The sequence below is a fragment of the Sutcliffiella sp. NPDC057660 genome (assembly GCF_042800035.1).
Lineage (GTDB): Bacteria > Bacillota > Bacilli > Bacillales > Bacillaceae_I > Sutcliffiella_A.
This window is the reverse complement of sequence record NZ_JBHVHV010000005.1, coordinates 44613-60330: the sequence shown is the minus strand read 5'-3', so window position 1 is coordinate 60330 and position 15718 is coordinate 44613. Positions and strand designations below refer to the sequence as shown.

At 34.0% G+C, this 15718-nt stretch carries 20 protein-coding genes and 1 tRNA gene; 17 read left to right on the top strand and 4 right to left on the bottom strand.

All coding sequences use genetic code 11. The annotated features are described in order from the left end of the window. Nucleotides 1–182: 182 nt before the first annotated feature. Complete coding sequence (locus ACFVAD_RS06490; RefSeq protein WP_386637299.1) at nucleotides 183–677, top strand: hypothetical protein; 495 nt, start codon at nucleotides 183–185, stop codon at nucleotides 675–677. A 528-nt stretch (nucleotides 678–1205) separates the two neighbouring features. On the opposite strand, the gene ACFVAD_RS06485 is transcribed toward ACFVAD_RS06490, so the two are convergent. Further along, entirely contained in the window at nucleotides 1206–2096 is an 891-nt protein-coding gene (locus tag ACFVAD_RS06485) for a DUF4349 domain-containing protein (protein WP_386637297.1), read from the bottom strand. Nucleotides 2097–2311: 215 nt separating this feature from the next. Between ACFVAD_RS06485 and ACFVAD_RS06480 the strand changes: the two genes are divergently transcribed. From ACFVAD_RS06480 to ACFVAD_RS06440, 9 genes are all read left to right on the top strand, one after another. Then, complete coding sequence (locus ACFVAD_RS06480; protein ID WP_386637295.1) at nucleotides 2312–2683, top strand: hypothetical protein; 372 nt, start codon at nucleotides 2312–2314, stop codon at nucleotides 2681–2683. Nucleotides 2684–3124: 441 nt separating this feature from the next. Next, nucleotides 3125–3574 (top strand): hypothetical protein, encoded by a 450-nt coding sequence (locus tag ACFVAD_RS06475; RefSeq protein ID WP_386637293.1) that lies wholly within the window; start codon nucleotides 3125–3127, stop codon nucleotides 3572–3574. Between the two features lie 322 nt (nucleotides 3575–3896). Continuing rightward, nucleotides 3897–4496, top strand: a complete 600-nt coding sequence (locus tag ACFVAD_RS06470) for a hypothetical protein (protein ID WP_386637291.1) — start codon at nucleotides 3897–3899, stop codon at nucleotides 4494–4496. 299 nt (nucleotides 4497–4795) lie between these two features. Then, the gene (locus ACFVAD_RS06465; protein ID WP_386637289.1) at nucleotides 4796–5242 is read left to right on the top strand and encodes a DUF5063 domain-containing protein; all 447 of its coding nucleotides are present in this window, start codon (nucleotides 4796–4798) and stop codon (nucleotides 5240–5242) included. 10 nt (nucleotides 5243–5252) lie between these two features. Next, a complete protein-coding gene (locus ACFVAD_RS06460; protein ID WP_386637287.1) occupies nucleotides 5253–5435 on the top strand; it encodes a hypothetical protein in 183 nt (60 codons plus the stop codon). A 363-nt stretch (nucleotides 5436–5798) separates the two neighbouring features. Next, a complete protein-coding gene (locus tag ACFVAD_RS06455) occupies nucleotides 5799–6122 on the top strand; it encodes a DUF4406 domain-containing protein (protein WP_386637285.1) in 324 nt (107 codons plus the stop codon). A 124-nt stretch (nucleotides 6123–6246) separates the two neighbouring features. Continuing rightward, nucleotides 6247–6624, top strand: coding sequence for a VOC family protein (locus ACFVAD_RS06450; protein WP_386637283.1), 378 nt, complete (start codon nucleotides 6247–6249; stop codon nucleotides 6622–6624). A gap of 168 nt (nucleotides 6625–6792) precedes the next feature. After that, nucleotides 6793–7674 (top strand): hypothetical protein, encoded by an 882-nt coding sequence (locus ACFVAD_RS06445; RefSeq protein WP_386637281.1) that lies wholly within the window; start codon nucleotides 6793–6795, stop codon nucleotides 7672–7674. A gap of 334 nt (nucleotides 7675–8008) precedes the next feature. Next, on the top strand, nucleotides 8009–8365 hold the full coding sequence (locus tag ACFVAD_RS06440; protein ID WP_386637279.1) for a hypothetical protein: 357 nt from the start codon (nucleotides 8009–8011) through the stop codon (nucleotides 8363–8365). Between the two features lie 373 nt (nucleotides 8366–8738). On the opposite strand, the gene ACFVAD_RS06435 is transcribed toward ACFVAD_RS06440, so the two are convergent. Both ACFVAD_RS06435 and ACFVAD_RS06430 read right to left on the bottom strand, forming a co-directional pair. Next, entirely contained in the window at nucleotides 8739–8978 is a 240-nt protein-coding gene (locus ACFVAD_RS06435; protein ID WP_148990023.1) for a hypothetical protein, read from the bottom strand. 197 nt (nucleotides 8979–9175) lie between these two features. Beyond that, nucleotides 9176–9412, bottom strand: a complete 237-nt coding sequence (locus ACFVAD_RS06430) for a hypothetical protein (RefSeq protein ID WP_386637277.1) — start codon at nucleotides 9410–9412, stop codon at nucleotides 9176–9178. Nucleotides 9413–9581: 169 nt separating this feature from the next. Here ACFVAD_RS06430 and ACFVAD_RS06425 point away from each other — a divergent pair, with 169 nt between their 5' ends. The 6 genes from ACFVAD_RS06425 (at nucleotide 9582) to ACFVAD_RS06400 (ending at nucleotide 15035) form a co-directional block, all read left to right on the top strand. Continuing rightward, entirely contained in the window at nucleotides 9582–9947 is a 366-nt protein-coding gene (locus ACFVAD_RS06425; RefSeq protein WP_386637275.1) for a hypothetical protein, read from the top strand. A gap of 567 nt (nucleotides 9948–10514) precedes the next feature. Continuing rightward, the gene (locus ACFVAD_RS06420; RefSeq protein WP_386637273.1) at nucleotides 10515–10742 is read left to right on the top strand and encodes a hypothetical protein; all 228 of its coding nucleotides are present in this window, start codon (nucleotides 10515–10517) and stop codon (nucleotides 10740–10742) included. A 76-nt stretch (nucleotides 10743–10818) separates the two neighbouring features. Next, nucleotides 10819–11223, top strand: a complete 405-nt coding sequence (locus ACFVAD_RS06415) for a hypothetical protein (RefSeq protein WP_386637271.1) — start codon at nucleotides 10819–10821, stop codon at nucleotides 11221–11223. A gap of 283 nt (nucleotides 11224–11506) precedes the next feature. Next, entirely contained in the window at nucleotides 11507–12040 is a 534-nt protein-coding gene (locus tag ACFVAD_RS06410) for a DUF1572 family protein (protein ID WP_386637269.1), read from the top strand. 287 nt (nucleotides 12041–12327) lie between these two features. Further along, entirely contained in the window at nucleotides 12328–13101 is a 774-nt protein-coding gene (locus tag ACFVAD_RS06405; RefSeq protein WP_386637267.1) for a class I SAM-dependent methyltransferase, read from the top strand. Between the two features lie 620 nt (nucleotides 13102–13721). Continuing rightward, nucleotides 13722–15035, top strand: coding sequence for a hypothetical protein (locus ACFVAD_RS06400; RefSeq protein ID WP_386637265.1), 1314 nt, complete (start codon nucleotides 13722–13724; stop codon nucleotides 15033–15035). Nucleotides 15036–15290: 255 nt separating this feature from the next. Here ACFVAD_RS06400 and ACFVAD_RS06395 read toward each other — a convergent pair. Then, nucleotides 15291–15387, bottom strand: a tRNA-Sec gene (locus tag ACFVAD_RS06395). A gap of 94 nt (nucleotides 15388–15481) precedes the next feature. On the opposite strand from ACFVAD_RS06395, the gene ACFVAD_RS06390 reads away from it, so the two are divergent. Beyond that, nucleotides 15482–15694 carry a helix-hairpin-helix domain-containing protein gene (locus ACFVAD_RS06390; RefSeq protein WP_386637263.1) on the top strand — a complete coding sequence of 71 codons (213 nt, stop codon included), beginning with the start codon at nucleotides 15482–15484 and terminating at the stop codon, nucleotides 15692–15694. The last annotated feature ends 24 nt before the right edge of the window (nucleotides 15695–15718 follow it).

Below are 15718 nucleotides of genomic sequence, written 5' to 3'. Positions count from 1 at the left end.
CTCCCGCAGGAGTCTCCGTGCCTTCCACTACAATCAACTGAGTTTTCTATATTTTTTGTAGACCGATTTTTCTACAAACCGGGACGCGAAAATTCCAGGTGTCTTTTTTTGTGTTTCACCCAATAGAGGGATTTAATGGAAAGTGTCGAATTTAGTAGTATAAACTAAAAGGGGATAGATAGATGGGAAATAAAGTCGGGGGAATATTGAGGATTATTGGTTTTGGAATTATCATTATCGGTTTTATCTGGGCAATAATAGTGATTTCAGAAACAGAGAGTTTTGGGCTTGGGCTCCCGCTATTTTTTCAAATGTTCGTATACGGTATGGTTTTTATAGGATTTGCTGAAGTGATAAATCTATTACAATCCATCCTTAATAAAATAAAACCACAAGGAAATGATCAAGTTGATAGTGAGAAGAAAAGCTTTCCTGAAAATAAAGATTACACTGAAATTACAGGTTTTGCTGAAGCTGATATAAGAGATTTTTATGCAGAGCGCAACAGGAATGTTCAGGAGGTAAAGCCTACTCCGTTCCAAGACTTTTATATTGTTAATGTCGATGGAATTATTGTTCTTGTTGAACTTGGGGGATTCAGTCCCGAAGTGTATGCGAGTAATAATTGGCCGGCAGAAATCAAGACTTGGCATGAAGGAAACTTTAATGAAAAATAAAGGCTGTTTTCGCACACGGTGATGTTAAATAGAATTAATGTAAGCTTCAAATGAAGCCCGTTGATTTCCGCTCCGGACACTTGCTTTCCGCGGGGACGGATGGGAGCCTCCTCGGCTTCGCCTGCGGGGTCTCCCATGCCCTCTACTTTCCCGCAGGAGTCAAGTGTCCTGCGCTACAATCAACTCAGTTTTATAATATTATTTGCTCTACTGAAATAATAAAACTAAACAAAGTGCAATTTCCCTAACTTTAGAAAATTAAATTTGATACTAAAATTCACCCTTGTTGGGCAGCGTGTCAAGGGAGAGACCGCAGGCGCGCGGGCAACGATGAGGCTCTCGAGCCCTTCCTGGATAAGCGAAAGCCTGGACGGAGACCAACAGGGCTATTATTGCTGACGCCTTAAACTGAAACCTCCCCAATACTTATAAACAACAATCTTTACGAAAAGAGCGTAAATAAAAATATAAAGAAGGTGTCCTTGGCTAGAGGGACACCTTCGTTTTGTATCAATCTACTCGTAACCGCTATTCCGATTTGGATTCCCGCTTTTTATAGTAACTTCTTATCCCCAAATAGACGATAAAAGAAGCCGCGGCCAATAATAGCAGAATCGGCGAATATCCGATCAGAAAAACAGCAAGGCCGGAGAAGAAGGCAGTAATGGAGTTCAGGGAAACGGCAAATGTTTTCTTTATCTTTTCGCCTGTCTTCAGATCCTCGTTGCCTTTCACATCTGGAATCGGGATGGAGACATCCATAAAGTTCATTTCCACTTCAGCGAATTCTGTTTTATTATCCAAGTATTTCATCCTGCCCATGACCTGTTCGATTTCTTCCTGTACGATTGATAAGTCATTGGATATTTTAAGTAGATCCTCGGTTTTTTCAGCTTTGCTTAAAAGATCCAGCAGTCGTTCCTCCACCACTCTTTTCGCCTTTAATCTGGAGGCAAGATCTACATACTCTTCCGTGACATCCTGACCTACCACTCTTTTTTCTATCACTTTTCCAGAGTAATCTTCCAAGCCATCCAAAAATGCTGTCAGGGAATCAGTTGGAATTCGGAGCGTAATGGAGCCGTAGTCCTGCTCATTGTTGGAGGTGAAATTCACTTCAACAACGTACCCATTAAGATCCCGGACGTTTTTTTCAACTTCATCAATCGACTCTCCTATGTCATCCACTTCCAATGACACAGACGCATTGTACATCACCTTGCGTCCGCTCGCTTCTTCGGGTGCTGCCTGTCCTCCATCATCACTGCTATCATCTGTATCAGCACCGATTCCACCTTCATAACCTTCTCCTGCGGCGTAGTCCATCTCTTTGGACGATTCACTGGAGTCATTGGAGGCACTGCAGCCAGCAAGTAAAAGTAAAATAAATGCCAAAGCTAAATAAATTCTCTTTCCCATTTCATCACCCCTTTTAAAAAAGTAGACGTGAGTTTTGTAATAAAGTTCCATAAGATTTAGTGATTGATTAAATATATTTCATCGAAGGCTGAAAAAAGAATTAGTGACTAAAATATTATAGATTGATAAAATATTGGTAAAAGTCCCCATTTATTTTGTGGGTAAAAGTTGTGGTGGAGGTTAAATGGTATGTGTATTGACGGAGGGGGTAATCGATGAAGTTTAACCAGGGATATGCAAGAATATTTTTAGGTGTTGTCCTTGTAATCATATTAATTTTTGCTTATTTTTATTATCAAAATTCAATAAAAAGTAAATACAGAGAAGAATATCAGGGGAGGGCTAGATTAGAGCTTTCAAGAGAAACAGATATCGACTTTGATAAAATAGAAAATCCAGATGGAATAAAAGTAAAAAAGAATGTAAAAATGCCTGATGGATTGGATGATAGAATAGCTCAAGTAAATCTAATACAATTTGATTGGAAAGATCAAGATGGCAAAGCCTATACAATAAATTACCTAGAATATGTATTTAAAAATGGGGCTACGTTTATTGAAAAAACTGAGAGGAGAATTTTAGACTGAGGATAACAAAAAAAAACGTAAGTACCTTCTCTACCACCTAAATTGGTGGTTATTTTTATTAGTAATCAAATTTGGTTAATGAGTCTTTTGAAAATGGCGGGACTGCGTGGGAATCGAACCCACCTGGGACGGCACGCGCCCCACAAGCGGTTTTGAAGACTGCGTTGATAAAAAACACGTTAAATCAACCTTTCAATCAGCCTAATTGCGTTTACCGATTCGGATTTCGATAATAGGGACGTCATCATTCAACAATCGGGCCAGATAATGGAATAACAGTTGGCGGTAAATTGGGAGCTTAATGTTAAAATAATTAGAGATTGTGAAGGATTGTACTTAAACAAACGAAGCAGTTTAGCACAAGAAAAAAATGATTTAATGCCTATTTGACTCATTTAGAGTACTAAAAGGTCTTACTAAGGTAAAAAAGGTGTGACTTTTGTGAAACAAACATTATTTCTTATAACATTAGTTTCATTACCAATACTATTGGGATTAGTTAAAGAGAAGGAAGAGGAGTGTCTTCCTTGCAAAGAATGCTACGATATAGCTTGGAATGACGGATGGGGAGAAGGATATGCGACAGGTCAAGTAAACCAAAGATATAGCATTATTAGAACTCTTATACAAATGGGCAAAACAGATCAAGAAATTGTTTATATAGCAACAACCAGCTATGTTGAATTAAAAGACATAAGAAATCAGCTTAATGTATATCATGGTTATTTTGAGTTTGAAGCATCAAGATATGAACTTATCAGGACTCTTTTAAAAGAAGGTAAAACGGATGAGGAAATTGTCAGAAAAGCACATTCAAGTTTTTATGAATTGGAACAAGTGAAAAAACAACTTAAACAGTATAATGGAAAATTCAAATGGGAAGTGCAGTAAATAAAGAAATTAATATAAGGGAAAGAGATAAATCTTGGTGAACCAAACGAAAGTATTGTGAAGAAATGTACTTAAGCTCTAAAGGCTTTTCTTAAATAATGATCGTCAGCATTCGAGCGCAATCCTGGAACAAGGATCAGCGCTCAATCTCATTTTAGTGCCAGATTTTGAAATTAGGAAGGAAACAGAAAGGTTAATCTCGAATAGTAAATTATCCCAGAAAAATGCAGGGTTGTTGGATTAGGATTTGTCTAGAATACCTACATTTCAAGAGACAGTATATGCTGTCTAAGACAAATGAGATTAAGGAAGAAGGGAATAAATGTTGAAACAAATACCGTTTGTACGTCCTACTGACCATTATGATATAAAGGCATTACCAATTGATGAAAAGATTTGTGCCCTACTTAAGACACGAAAAGAGATTACGTTAAGTAAACCGGGGTTCCCTCCACTAGAGTACATTTCAGAATGGTCACAAAAATATGGACTCTATGAAAACCAGTTGAATTCTCTATTTTCATTAATAATGAAAGAAGAACATCACAGATCTATTGTAGAGCCTACTGGTTTTAGAAGGATCATACAGATTTTGAAGTCGAATGAACATGAAGATAAAGTGTATTATATTTCATCTATTCGGCAATATGATAATGCTAGTGTTGTCTTTCTAAATATGGATTGGGATGAAAATACAGATGAGGAATATAACCCGGGTTTCTTCGAACTTGTTATAAAGGGAAACGAAGAATACTATTGCAGAATGATAAGTGGTGGTGGCTCTCCAGGACACTATTATTACAACTTTATTGTGGATCCACCATTACCAGATGACGTCCTAGGTATGAAAATGATTTTCAAAAAGACAAACTTACCATTTGAAGAGAACCAATCGGAGTTAGAACTTGTTTTTGATTTGTAAAAATGGTATTTTTTTGTTCTTCTAATTGTATGTTTCTTCAACGATTAGGAGATTTCTTGGAAAAAGGATAAGCGCTCATTTTCTATATTTTTTGCATAGATTTTGTAGTTAAAAAGGAAATTAGGTAGCTTAAAGTTTGAGCTGGTTTCATTTCCTGACCATAATCAGATTCTGAAATGATTCTACAACGGTGAGCAAAATGGTTATTGATAATTGTTTGTTATCCACTAATGCCACTTAAAATAAATTACGATTACCAAATTTTAGCTACTAAGTCTTTAATATCGGAGGATTTAAAAATGATAGATGAAAATGCAAGGAATTTTCTATCCTCGGCTAATCATTATTGCACTTTGATTGATTCATTATATTGTCTTGATGAAAAAAATTCGGAAAAACTTCTTGCTGCACTTTTAGAATTGTACTTAAAGGCTCTAAAACTTCCTGAAGTTGAACCTGATAATGCAGAAGCACCACAATTTGAAATTCAATTACCAGAGGTCGATTTCGATAAATATGAATATTACTGGGAAGTATATGACCCCTATAAATTAGATGAACCAGCGTGTGGAAGCCTATCAGACGATATTTTAGACATTTATAAGGACCTTAAAGAAGGTATCATATTATTCGAGCAAGATATGCTTAACGAAGCAATTTGGCATTGGAAGTTTAATTTTCAAGCTCACTTTGGTTTGCACGTAGTAAATGCGTTACGTGCTTTGCATTCAGTAAAGGACGATTAGGAGGGGAAGTATGGAAGGCTCTTGGAAAAGGTTTTTAGATATAATTGATTTAAATCAAGATATTAGACAGAGAGCTGACTTAAAGACATTAATTGAATTCCCATTAGCAGAACCCAAAACAGACTTGTTATTAAGCTTATTTGAATACAAAACAAGTTTTTATGGCTCCGAAAAATGCACGATTCTTTGGTAGTATGAACCGAGCAATATTAATGGTGAAAATATAAGTAATCCTTATACTGAAGTCATTAGCAAAGATGATCTGAAATATCTACAGGATTTATGGCAAAGGATTGCTGGTGATTATATTTTGTTTTTGCCTGAAGAATTCAATCCAAATCTAGATACTAATGATGAAGAAGAGTTTATTGGAGCTTGCTTATCTAAGTATTCTCAATTGCTACTAAAAACTCCTGATGGAAATGAAGTATTATATTTACTTGTAAATGAATGAATTTCATCTTCAACTATCTAGGAGCGATTGCAGCACAATGGATAGCTCCTCAAATACGAGCTGGGCAGAATAAATGAATAACAGATAGAATGGAGTGAATTTATGAAGATAATTACTTTATGTGGATCTACTAAGTTTAAGAAACAGTTTAGAGAAGCAGAAGCATCACTTACTTTACAAGGTCACATAGTAATTAGTCTGGGTTTCTTTGAACAAAGTGAAGGAATAAAGATAACAATGGAACAAGAAAAATTATTTGAAGATATGCATTATAAGAAGATTGATATGTCAGATGAAATATTTGTTATTGATGTGGATGGATATATAGGAAAGAGCACAAATAAGGAAATAGAGTATGCCCAGAAAACTGGGAAATTAATTCAATATTATTCAAAGGAAATGAACTCTACAAAAGTTAGCCTTTAGGATTCGAACGGAGCCCTTCCTTCAACTTTGAGGAGTTATAGTCTACAAAGGTATATTCTTTCCATATGGCGGTTTTCTGGAATAATGTATCAATAATAACGTTAGATAAGGGGGATTTGAATCTGTGGGTGTTCTTTTTCGTGTGGAATTGTATGTAAGAGATATTGAAAATTCTATCAAGTTTTATCAAGACATCATAGGTCTAAACCTCTATGGTAGGAATGAACGATCCGCACGTTTTAATTACGATAGTTTCTCATTATTGTTAACCTCCGATTATATCTTAAATAATAATCATTATTTTCATAGTAAAGCCAAGAGCGAAGTTAAAGGAAATGGTTTTGAGTTCATTATAGTTGTAGATGAATTAGAAAAAGTACATTCTCGTTGCCTTGATAACAATTACCCTATTGAAGTTGGCGTAGAAGAATATCCATGGGATATGAGAGGTTTTAAGATTGCTGACCCAGATGGGTATTTTCTAAGAATTACTTCTAAGTAATATTGTTCCCTCATAACAGTGTGTGTTTATTAACTAATTCAAATCTAGGAGCGATTGCAGCATAGTGGATCGCTACTTATTTAAGAATAGGGCAGTTAAATAGAATAAGAATTTGGTGAGATTGCTGTTAGAAATTAATTCAATTTAATAAATATTAGGGGGTACCAAATGAAAAAAATTACGCTTTGTATTTTTATTTTTATTATGAGTATTCAATTACTAGGGTGTAGTATCTCTGAAGAAACAACTAGTATTTTGAGCGATCTAACTAACATTGAAGTAGGACAAGAAATCAACCGTGATGGAAGAGAGGTTATAACAACTAACGATTCGAGCAATCAAAATAACTTTGAAATAAGACACGAATTCAACAGGGATGGGAAAGAAGTATTTAGTATATTAGCTGACCCCGCATTGAAAGCGGGAGATCCTTTTGGCTATATCTTCAGTTTCCAAGAACCCTTTGACGTTTTTGAAGGAAAAGAACTATCCATTACTGCCGTTAATCAAGAGAACGGAGAGCGAGTTCAAGCATTAGACCCTCAAAAAATTACCGAATCATCCTCTGGATATTCTAGTTTACAGCGATTCACGACCACATTCGAAATTCCTTATGGTGGCTTATGGACATATGAGGTCTACCTGGATGGCGATGGCTATGGGGAAGTTGCCGTGGATGTTGCTGACGAAGAAAATCCTTTCGAAAAACAACTCACTAGAATAGATATTCAAGTAGCTAGTGATGAAGGAAGATATGGAGAAAAAGTGTTGATTACAGATAGTAAAATTCTAGATGAACTAAAAAATACTTTTGAACAAGTTAAATGGGACCCTACTATTCAGGTAATGATGGCAGGAAGAGAAGATTTAAAGTCAACTCTATTTATGAAATTGGAAGAAAATAAGCCGGAAGAATCATATGAATACAGAATTTGGTTTAACGAAGGCGGAACTGCAACAATTTTAAGTAATAATCTAAAGGAAAACTATGGAAGATTAGATATCGAAAATACCAAGGTTTTAAAACCAATATTAATTGATATAAATTAACAAATATTTTCTTTAAATAACCGTGGCTTTCTTGGAAAAAATATGCTGTTATTTAGTTTGAATATTGTTTGCGATCTTCCATTATATAGGAGCTTTTCTGAAAGACCTGCGTAGCTTTTATCTTAATCAACGATCTTCAGCAATCGAGCGCATTTCATAAAGTGAGATGCGCTCTTTCAAGATCGGTCCTATACAAATTTCAGTAGAGGTAAATGTTTGGAAGAAAGTCCCTGTATTCAAAATCAATCAAAAGGAATTATAATTTTTATAAATAAATAGGGGTTTAACCTTCCATTTATGATTCAGGGGAAACAGAGGAAAGAGGAAATGGATTATGTTTGTTAATGTGTTTTGGACAATTTATTTAGGAATACTTGGTGCTGTTGCTATTGGATATCTGATTAAAGGAAAATATAAGACTTTTCCAGCAAAACTAGATTTTGTAATCTCGATTATTACCTGGATTGGACTCTTTGGTTACGTAACAAATATTCAAATAATGAATACTTATTTATGGCAGATCGTGTTTTTTGGGGCGTTAATTTGGGACTTAATCTACAGCTTCTTCCTAGCTGACTACGGGGAGGAGTTCGAGGATGTTTCACCTCCAGTCAAATACATCATTATTGCTGTAGTATTTGTACTTTTACTCGGTCCATTGTATTTTGGTCTCCATAAGTACGCATTCTAATTAGAGATGTATAAACATCACCTTCCTGATTACTTATAAATTTATAATATTAAAAGCAAAAGGTAATGTTTAATTTTTAATAAACGGGTTCTTCAATAACTCTCTTCAACGATCGGACGCTTATTTGTAATAAGGTAGGTGTTTTTTAAATTATTGAAAAATAATTGAGTTTATAAACCCATTTTAAAATAATTGGTATTAAGAAATTGGGCAGCATTCCTGTAATGAAGAAAAAGAAAATTACTCCGCAATCATGCGCTAAGAATTGAACAAGAGAAATGGACTGTTTAAGCAGTCCATTTCTCTTGTTCTTATATAGTTAAAAAGAAGTTTTGTTAGTTATTATGTCTTAGAATGGTCCTCAGCAACACTATTATGAATAAAATACTCCCATCGTAGAAACAAATGCAATAGCTAATCCTAAAATGAATATTAGTATTCTTTTTACTAAAGTTGGTGAAAACTTAATTAGTAAATCAAATATTAGTTCAAATAAGCTAAAAGAACCGCCCATCGCCATATTATCAATAGCCTTTTTCTTACCAAACACAGAAAACCACATAAGCCAAATGCCTAAAATTGCAATAATTCCTAAAAGTATCTTTAACCACATATTGTATCTCCTAAGATGTTTTATCTTGATTTTAAATTATATAGGATTTTTAAACTAGAACCATTATTTACAAGTTAAGAGTTCACTGGCAAAATACTGTAGTAAGGTGATCCAAATAAATTAGACAAATATTTCCCAAGTAGCCTGAGCATGAGTTAGGTATTAACTAGTAACTAGGGAAGGCTAATAGAATGAAACTATAAGAAGGTGTTTATGTTGTTGTTTTTACGGTTGCTTATGTATTCTTTTATTTGCGGAATACTTTTATATTTAACATTAGTTATCTTACCTGAAACAATAAACCTACCTAATACTATTTCAAAGATGTTTTTTTTCGCTATAATGATAACATTTTTTATTTTTTCTGAAGAGAAATGGTGGGTAAAATTAGGTGCGTTGTTATTAGGAGTAGTATTTTTTATGGCAATTCTCATTTTAATTTCTGCTCTAACAAACGAGAGTTTTCCTGCTTAAATACAGCATTCTCTATTCGACTAACGGTGTCTTAGCTTCATTAGGTAATAGCTCATTTGCATGCTTAAGGATAGGACAGGATAGTGAAAGATGCTATAAATAATATTGTGACTTTTAGGTGTGATAAGAATGAAAAGAAGATTAAAAAAGAAGATTGAAAATAGATATAATATTTTAAAAGAAGCAGAACGTCAAAAGCATAAGCGAAAAGGAAAACGGTGCATACAGTATGAACTTATACCAATGGGAGAAGTTGATAAATTTATTATGTTAAACGATGAAATAACACCTGACTACCCAAACGCTACACATTGGCTTTTAGACGTGTACCATTGGAAAATGAATGACATTTATCAAGTGCGAGTTTTTCCTTGTTCTAAATGTGGTGGTAGTCCAACTAAATCACCTGTTCGAATGATTTTTTGTAGTGAGAATATGTTCGAAAGAGTGGTTGAAGATATGAGAAAGGATAAGTTTTGGGATGCTGATTATTAACTATATTATTACAATGGCATTCAAGTAACGGGGGGTTTACAAAAAACAAGGAGGAACTACTGAAGCTACCAAAATATAATGTGTGCAACCATCAATTCAGTTGGAAAAGAACCTACAAATCACTTTTTGAAAGTAGGACAATACATTGTGGTGAATATGGGACAGAGCTCAAGGCAACTAATCTCGGAAAGCTCACTGCATTAGTAATAATACCAATGCTGTTAAAGGGTAATGTGATTTTTAAGGAAAATTCTGCTTTTTATTTTGCTATTAATTTAGGTGTAATGAATTTGTAGCTCTTATAGTTTCATTGCTTTTACCCTATTTAGTAAAATACAGTTCAGATAAATAAGTTTGCATTTAACGTATGCATTACAACAAGCTATAAGCAATTTTAGGAATAAGCCAATATTTTAGTTATTCCCTTAAAGGGCGCGATCCTGCAGCAAGGAACAGCACTTATTTGAATCTAGGGCTATTTAACCGAATGCATCATTTTAAAAGTTATAAAAATTAGAAATTATTTTTTTAAGTTTAAGGACTGGTTATTGGGCTAGAGGTGGTTATATGAAAAACGGCTACCCACGACAAGGGTTAAGAATTAGATGTGAACAAGGAGTTCATTCAGAAGTTAGAAGGGCTTGTCTGGGATTTGCAAAATGGTTAAGGAAAAAATTTGAATTTCCTATTCGAGTTGTTGTTTATCTAAAAAAAGATTATCAAATTAAAAGTAAGACTGATAAAGAATTAGTATCGGGTACATTTTTGGGACCTTACGACAAAAATGAAAAATGATTGTCAGGCCTGTGGATATTTGAAATAATTGGTATTGTGTTGAAAAGGAGAATTCTAGAATAAGGAGAGTAGTTCTATGTTAAAAAGAAAAATAGTAACAGCCATTTTGACATTTATTATATCAACCTTAATTATTAGCAGCTTATCTCCTGTAGAGGTCCTTTTAAATGGCTCACAAAATTATGAAACAAGCACTTTCTTTCAAGATATTATTCTTATATCTGTTTATGTTGGGGTAGGTATTTTCTTTTTTGGATTGCCAGTATCAATACTAATTGAATTAATAACACAAAAACCAAAGGAAGCTCGATTTGCTCTTTCTTTTCCTTTACATATTTTGTTCGGAATAATTCCTGTTTTTGTATTAGGATTCTTAGCAATATTCTCACTGCTTGTCTCAATGGTATTTCTTTTGATTGACGAGTTAATTAGATTTTTCACAAAAGAAAAAAATTCTGGTTACAAATATGTTAAAACCTAAATCTTTGTAGGTTTATCCTTAATGATATAGCTTTTAAATGGAGCCAATGCGACTACTCACGCTGTTACTTGTGTTATTTTAAAAAATTTTATAGAAGAAGAAAAGTATTGCAGTGGGTATAGTGTTCTTCTACTAACTAGCTTTCTTTTTATACACTATGCAGGAATCGGGGAGCTTTTTAAAGAGAGATTTTAATATGTTAGTTTTCTTAATACAAACAAAGGTTAGGGAGAAAAGTTAAATAACGTTTAGAATAGAGCTCATTCAGTGAGGAGGATACATTTTGAATAGTTTCGAAAAGAATTACCTTTCAATTGTGATACAGCAATTTAAACACTTCAAAACGCGAGCAGAAGAGGCATTACAACAATTGTCCGATGAGGATATTCATTGGAAGCCAAATGTAGAATCTAATAATATTGCAATTATTATTCAGCATATTAGCGGTAATATGAACTCTCGATGGATGAATTTTTTAACTACTGACGGAGAAAAGCATTATAGGGAAAGGGATATGGAATTTATTGATCAAGGTGAAACTAGGGAAAACCTTATGCGATATTGGGAAGATGGATGGAATTTACTTTTTGATACATTAGAAAATCTTGAAGCAAATCAATTACATCAAACTGTAACTTTAAGGCAACAACCAATCAGTGTACTACAAGCAATTCAAACTGAAATAGCTCATATAAGTTATCACTTAGGTCAAATTTTATTTATTGGAAAACAAATAAAGGGAAAAGATTGGACTATTTTGAGCATTCCTAAAAACGGTTCCAAAGAATTTAATCTAATGCATTCATCAAAAGAATAAATCTTAACAACTAATCTCCCTTCTCTACTATGAAAGGGAGATTTTAATATGTTTTGGTATTGGTAGGTTCTTCTGCAGACGGGGAGGTTGTGGGAAAGAAATCCCTTGTTATACTCTTTACGACAGGAACTTGGCATATACTAAAAAGAAGTTTCATAGTTTTTATATTAACCCAAAAAATTCAAAAAAGTTAAACCTTCCTTGGTATTGATACGTTTAAAATCATAAAAGGGCACCTTTATTAGGAGCTACCGCCGACCAATACTAATGAAAGAGAAGTGAAAAGAATGCCCCTTTATAATCAAATAGGAAAGACCTATAACACTACCAGAAAAGCAGATCCTCGCATCACTAAGTTTATCTTGCAACAACTCAACTTAGAACATTCTGCAACTATATTAGATATCGGTGCTGGAACGGGCAATTACAGCTATGAACTTGCTGATGTGGGCTATAATGTCATTGCTCTTGAGCCCTCTGAAATTATGAGGACCCAAGGCAAACAGCATAGAAATATCTATTGGAAAGAGGGAGTTGCGGAGCGAATACCGTTAAAAGATGCTTCTGTAGATGGGATTATATGCACTCTAGCATCTCATCATTTTCAAGATTTGTCCCTTTGTTTTCAGGAAATGAGAAGAGTTTTAAAGGAGAATGGGAAGATTGTCATATTCACTCTAGATCCTAGATTATGTGAAGAAGATTGTTGGTTGTTTGATTACTTTGAACCAGTTTTAGAAAATGCGTATAGGATTCATCCACCAGTGAAGGAATTCTCCCAATTACTTAAGGAGCAGATTGAACGTCCTGTTACTGTTGTTCCTTATCCACTCCCATATAATTTGGTTGATCAGTTTTTCTTTACAGGCTGGAGAAGTCCTGAACGATATTTAGACTATGATTTTCAGCGCGGAACTTCTCCACTTGCTAAAGGGGAAGATACTATGAAGTGTCTGGAAAAATTAAGATTTGATCTGGAGAATGGAATTTGGTTTGAAAACTATAAACAAATTTTAAAATTAGATGAATACGATTGTGGTCACTTCTTTTTAGTAGTTTAAAAAGTTTCCTCAACCGATTGAAAAATTAATAAGGTGATCTAATTGGTTTATATTTCTTTGAAATCCTTCTAATTGGGGTTATTCTTCTTTTTAGGTCATGTTTGCAGGCATTTAAACTAGGTTCTATCAGAAAGGTAAAGGTTTTTATGTTAGCTGTTATGGGTGTTATGTTGATTGGGTTATCTATTTTTCTATTTTCACCAGGTAGCTCTGATGTTATTGCTGATATCTTTAGGTATATCTTGAATTCGAGTCTTCCGTTAAAGGGCGCAATCCTTGAATAAGGATTTGCGCTCTTTTCCCTTTTTAGGGTCATTTAATGAATAAGGACTTCCAATCAATAATGGATATTTAGTTTGTAATGATATGAAGTTGTAAAACAATGCACTTAAAGTAAGGCAGCATTTTAGTGAAAAAGCATTATCAACGACACGAAACTCATTATGGCTAATATGGATGGATTGTTACGTTTTTTTAATTGAGTGATCCACAAATGAGAATTTGTGTGAAAATGGAATCTGAAAAGATAGAACTGTAAGAAATTTAGTGGATACAGATAACGAGTTTACAATATCAATAAAAAGTATATCTGACCAAAATTGAAGTGAGGCTGATTAACTATGGGACAAGTATTTATTGATGAAAAGGGACCACAGGAAACGATAAGAGTTTCAAGAAACTATAGTGATGATAGAAGAATAAATCTTGGTGATGATTTAATGCGATCTTATGTTGCTGATGTACTTTACATTCCTGAAAGATCTCTAAAAGATGTTATCAAAAAATATTCTGAACTTGTTGAAGATTATAGAAAAGAACAAAAAAATAAAGTCGAAAAGGAACTAAAAGGAATTGATATTCTACAGGGGAATTTCAAATTTGGCATTGCAAGTATAAAAAAAGTTAATAGTGATTTCTATCTTATGTTATTTGATATCCTGCTAGAGGCAGACGTTTCTAACTTACTTTTTTCAGTAAATAAAATGTCAATGGTAGTTGATGCCAGACTAATACAATGGATTCTAAAACTTGAAGCTCAAAGATTTATTAAATCCGCTATATTGTTGAAATACAGTCTCACAAAATATTGTGAATTAGAAGCATCAGAAGAGGTCATTAAAAGTCTTTTCGATCCACAAAAAAATACCAATGAAATATTGTATTCTATTCAAAATGATTTGAAAGAATTCGTAGCAAACCATAAAAATAATACTAGAATGAAATATCAATTAGAAGATTACAAAAATATGATAACAATAATTGGGAAGGGGAAACACTTAGCTGATAATTTGGTGTTTGAAAAAGTATCATTTGATTGGGAAAAGGTGAGCTTCGATGTTGACTTATGGTTGTCAGAGAACCAGCTAAAAGATGTATGGCAACCTGAGCAGTCAACGTTGATTCTTGACCAAGGTATACCTTCTGAACCATTTGAAAAGATTGGATTTGGGAAAGTACTGGTAGACCAGGATTCTAAAGATTTCGTTGGATTACAGTTAGCGGATATGTTGGTAGTAATAACTGGTAGTTACATTTCTAAACTTATATCGGCAATACGTTATGATAAAACAGAACCAGAAAAGCCTAAACATCTTGATCAAGAGTGGTTTGATCTAGAAGAGCATCAGTTTGATTTAATTTTAAAAATGACACAGTTCTTTTTTAGAAATGAAAATACTTACTGTTACATAGGGGATAGTTATTTTGACGAAACTCTTCTTTTTGAAATATTTTGTAGGTATATAAGTTCATTTAGTAGTTATGCGAATTATCATAAAAAGTCAAGTAATTTACATGTTAAAGATATGTTTAAATATTATATTGCCGCTTCAAAAGAAAAATGGACCTTAGGTGTACAAAATGAGTTTTTAACAAGGAATATTTACGGGGATTATATTACTGGGATTAAAGAGGGGATTATCCGGAAGTTATAATATGTGCGGTTTCTAAGCTCTTTTTTTATTCCCACTCCATACCGTCTGCTAATAATTAGAGGTTGTTTCACTACAATTTGGTGATTATTTAGGGCAATAAAATTTTAAAAGGCACTTGTACCAATCCTACCGCAGATTTTTTACTAAATATGAAAGAGGTAGTAGAAAAAGATGGCACCCAAACAAAGAAAAGGGGTTTAATCGAGGATTGCGATTTAAAAAGGGAATAACTATAATCCATTGATATGTAAAGATTGGCGGGACTGCGTGGGAATCGAACCCACCTGGGACGGCACGCGCCCCACAAGCGGTTTTGAAGACCGAGACAAGCACCAGCATTGCAATCAGCCCCATTTTTTAGACATGTTTCATTCTACTTATTCTACAAGGAATTTGCAATAATAATAGCGAAATAATCTATTAAAGATGGGAAAGGAGCAATTGATATGAAACAGGAAGGCAAGATACTAGAAACTGGTTTTCCTAGGGGTATTGGAAAACCCGCAACAAGGGCGCTCGATGCAGCAGGATACACGGAGCTTAAAGAATTGGCAACAATTCGTGAGAAAGAGCTGTTGAAGTTGCATGGGGTTGGCCCAAAAGCGGTAGGTTTACTTCGATTGGCTTTGGAGGAGAAAGGGCTTTCTTTTAAAAGTTGACGAAAAAATTAGAAAAATTAAATT

Coding starts and splice junctions, on each gene's coding strand:
- ACFVAD_RS06470 (WP_386637291.1), top strand. CDS start 3,897: ATGTTGAAACAAATACCGTTTGTACGTCCTACTGACCATTATGATATA.
- ACFVAD_RS06440 (WP_386637279.1), top strand. CDS start 8,009: ATGTTTGTTAATGTGTTTTGGACAATTTATTTAGGAATACTTGGTGCT.
- ACFVAD_RS06435 (WP_148990023.1), bottom strand. CDS start 8,978: ATGTGGTTAAAGATACTTTTAGGAATTATTGCAATTTTAGGCATTTGG.
- ACFVAD_RS06445 (WP_386637281.1), top strand. CDS start 6,793: ATGAAAAAAATTACGCTTTGTATTTTTATTTTTATTATGAGTATTCAA.
- ACFVAD_RS06480 (WP_386637295.1), top strand. CDS start 2,312: ATGAAGTTTAACCAGGGATATGCAAGAATATTTTTAGGTGTTGTCCTT.
- ACFVAD_RS06400 (WP_386637265.1), top strand. CDS start 13,722: ATGGGACAAGTATTTATTGATGAAAAGGGACCACAGGAAACGATAAGA.
- ACFVAD_RS06390 (WP_386637263.1), top strand. CDS start 15,482: ATGAAACAGGAAGGCAAGATACTAGAAACTGGTTTTCCTAGGGGTATT.
- ACFVAD_RS06485 (WP_386637297.1), bottom strand. CDS start 2,096: ATGGGAAAGAGAATTTATTTAGCTTTGGCATTTATTTTACTTTTACTT.
- ACFVAD_RS06430 (WP_386637277.1), bottom strand. CDS start 9,412: ATGAGAATTGCCATAAAAAATACTACTCCTAATAACAACGCACCTAAT.
- ACFVAD_RS06465 (WP_386637289.1), top strand. CDS start 4,796: ATGATAGATGAAAATGCAAGGAATTTTCTATCCTCGGCTAATCATTAT.
- ACFVAD_RS06425 (WP_386637275.1), top strand. CDS start 9,582: ATGAAAAGAAGATTAAAAAAGAAGATTGAAAATAGATATAATATTTTA.
- ACFVAD_RS06405 (WP_386637267.1), top strand. CDS start 12,328: ATGCCCCTTTATAATCAAATAGGAAAGACCTATAACACTACCAGAAAA.
- ACFVAD_RS06460 (WP_386637287.1), top strand. CDS start 5,253: ATGGAAGGCTCTTGGAAAAGGTTTTTAGATATAATTGATTTAAATCAA.
- ACFVAD_RS06420 (WP_386637273.1), top strand. CDS start 10,515: ATGAAAAACGGCTACCCACGACAAGGGTTAAGAATTAGATGTGAACAA.
- ACFVAD_RS06415 (WP_386637271.1), top strand. CDS start 10,819: ATGTTAAAAAGAAAAATAGTAACAGCCATTTTGACATTTATTATATCA.
- ACFVAD_RS06490 (WP_386637299.1), top strand. CDS start 183: ATGGGAAATAAAGTCGGGGGAATATTGAGGATTATTGGTTTTGGAATT.
- ACFVAD_RS06455 (WP_386637285.1), top strand. CDS start 5,799: ATGAAGATAATTACTTTATGTGGATCTACTAAGTTTAAGAAACAGTTT.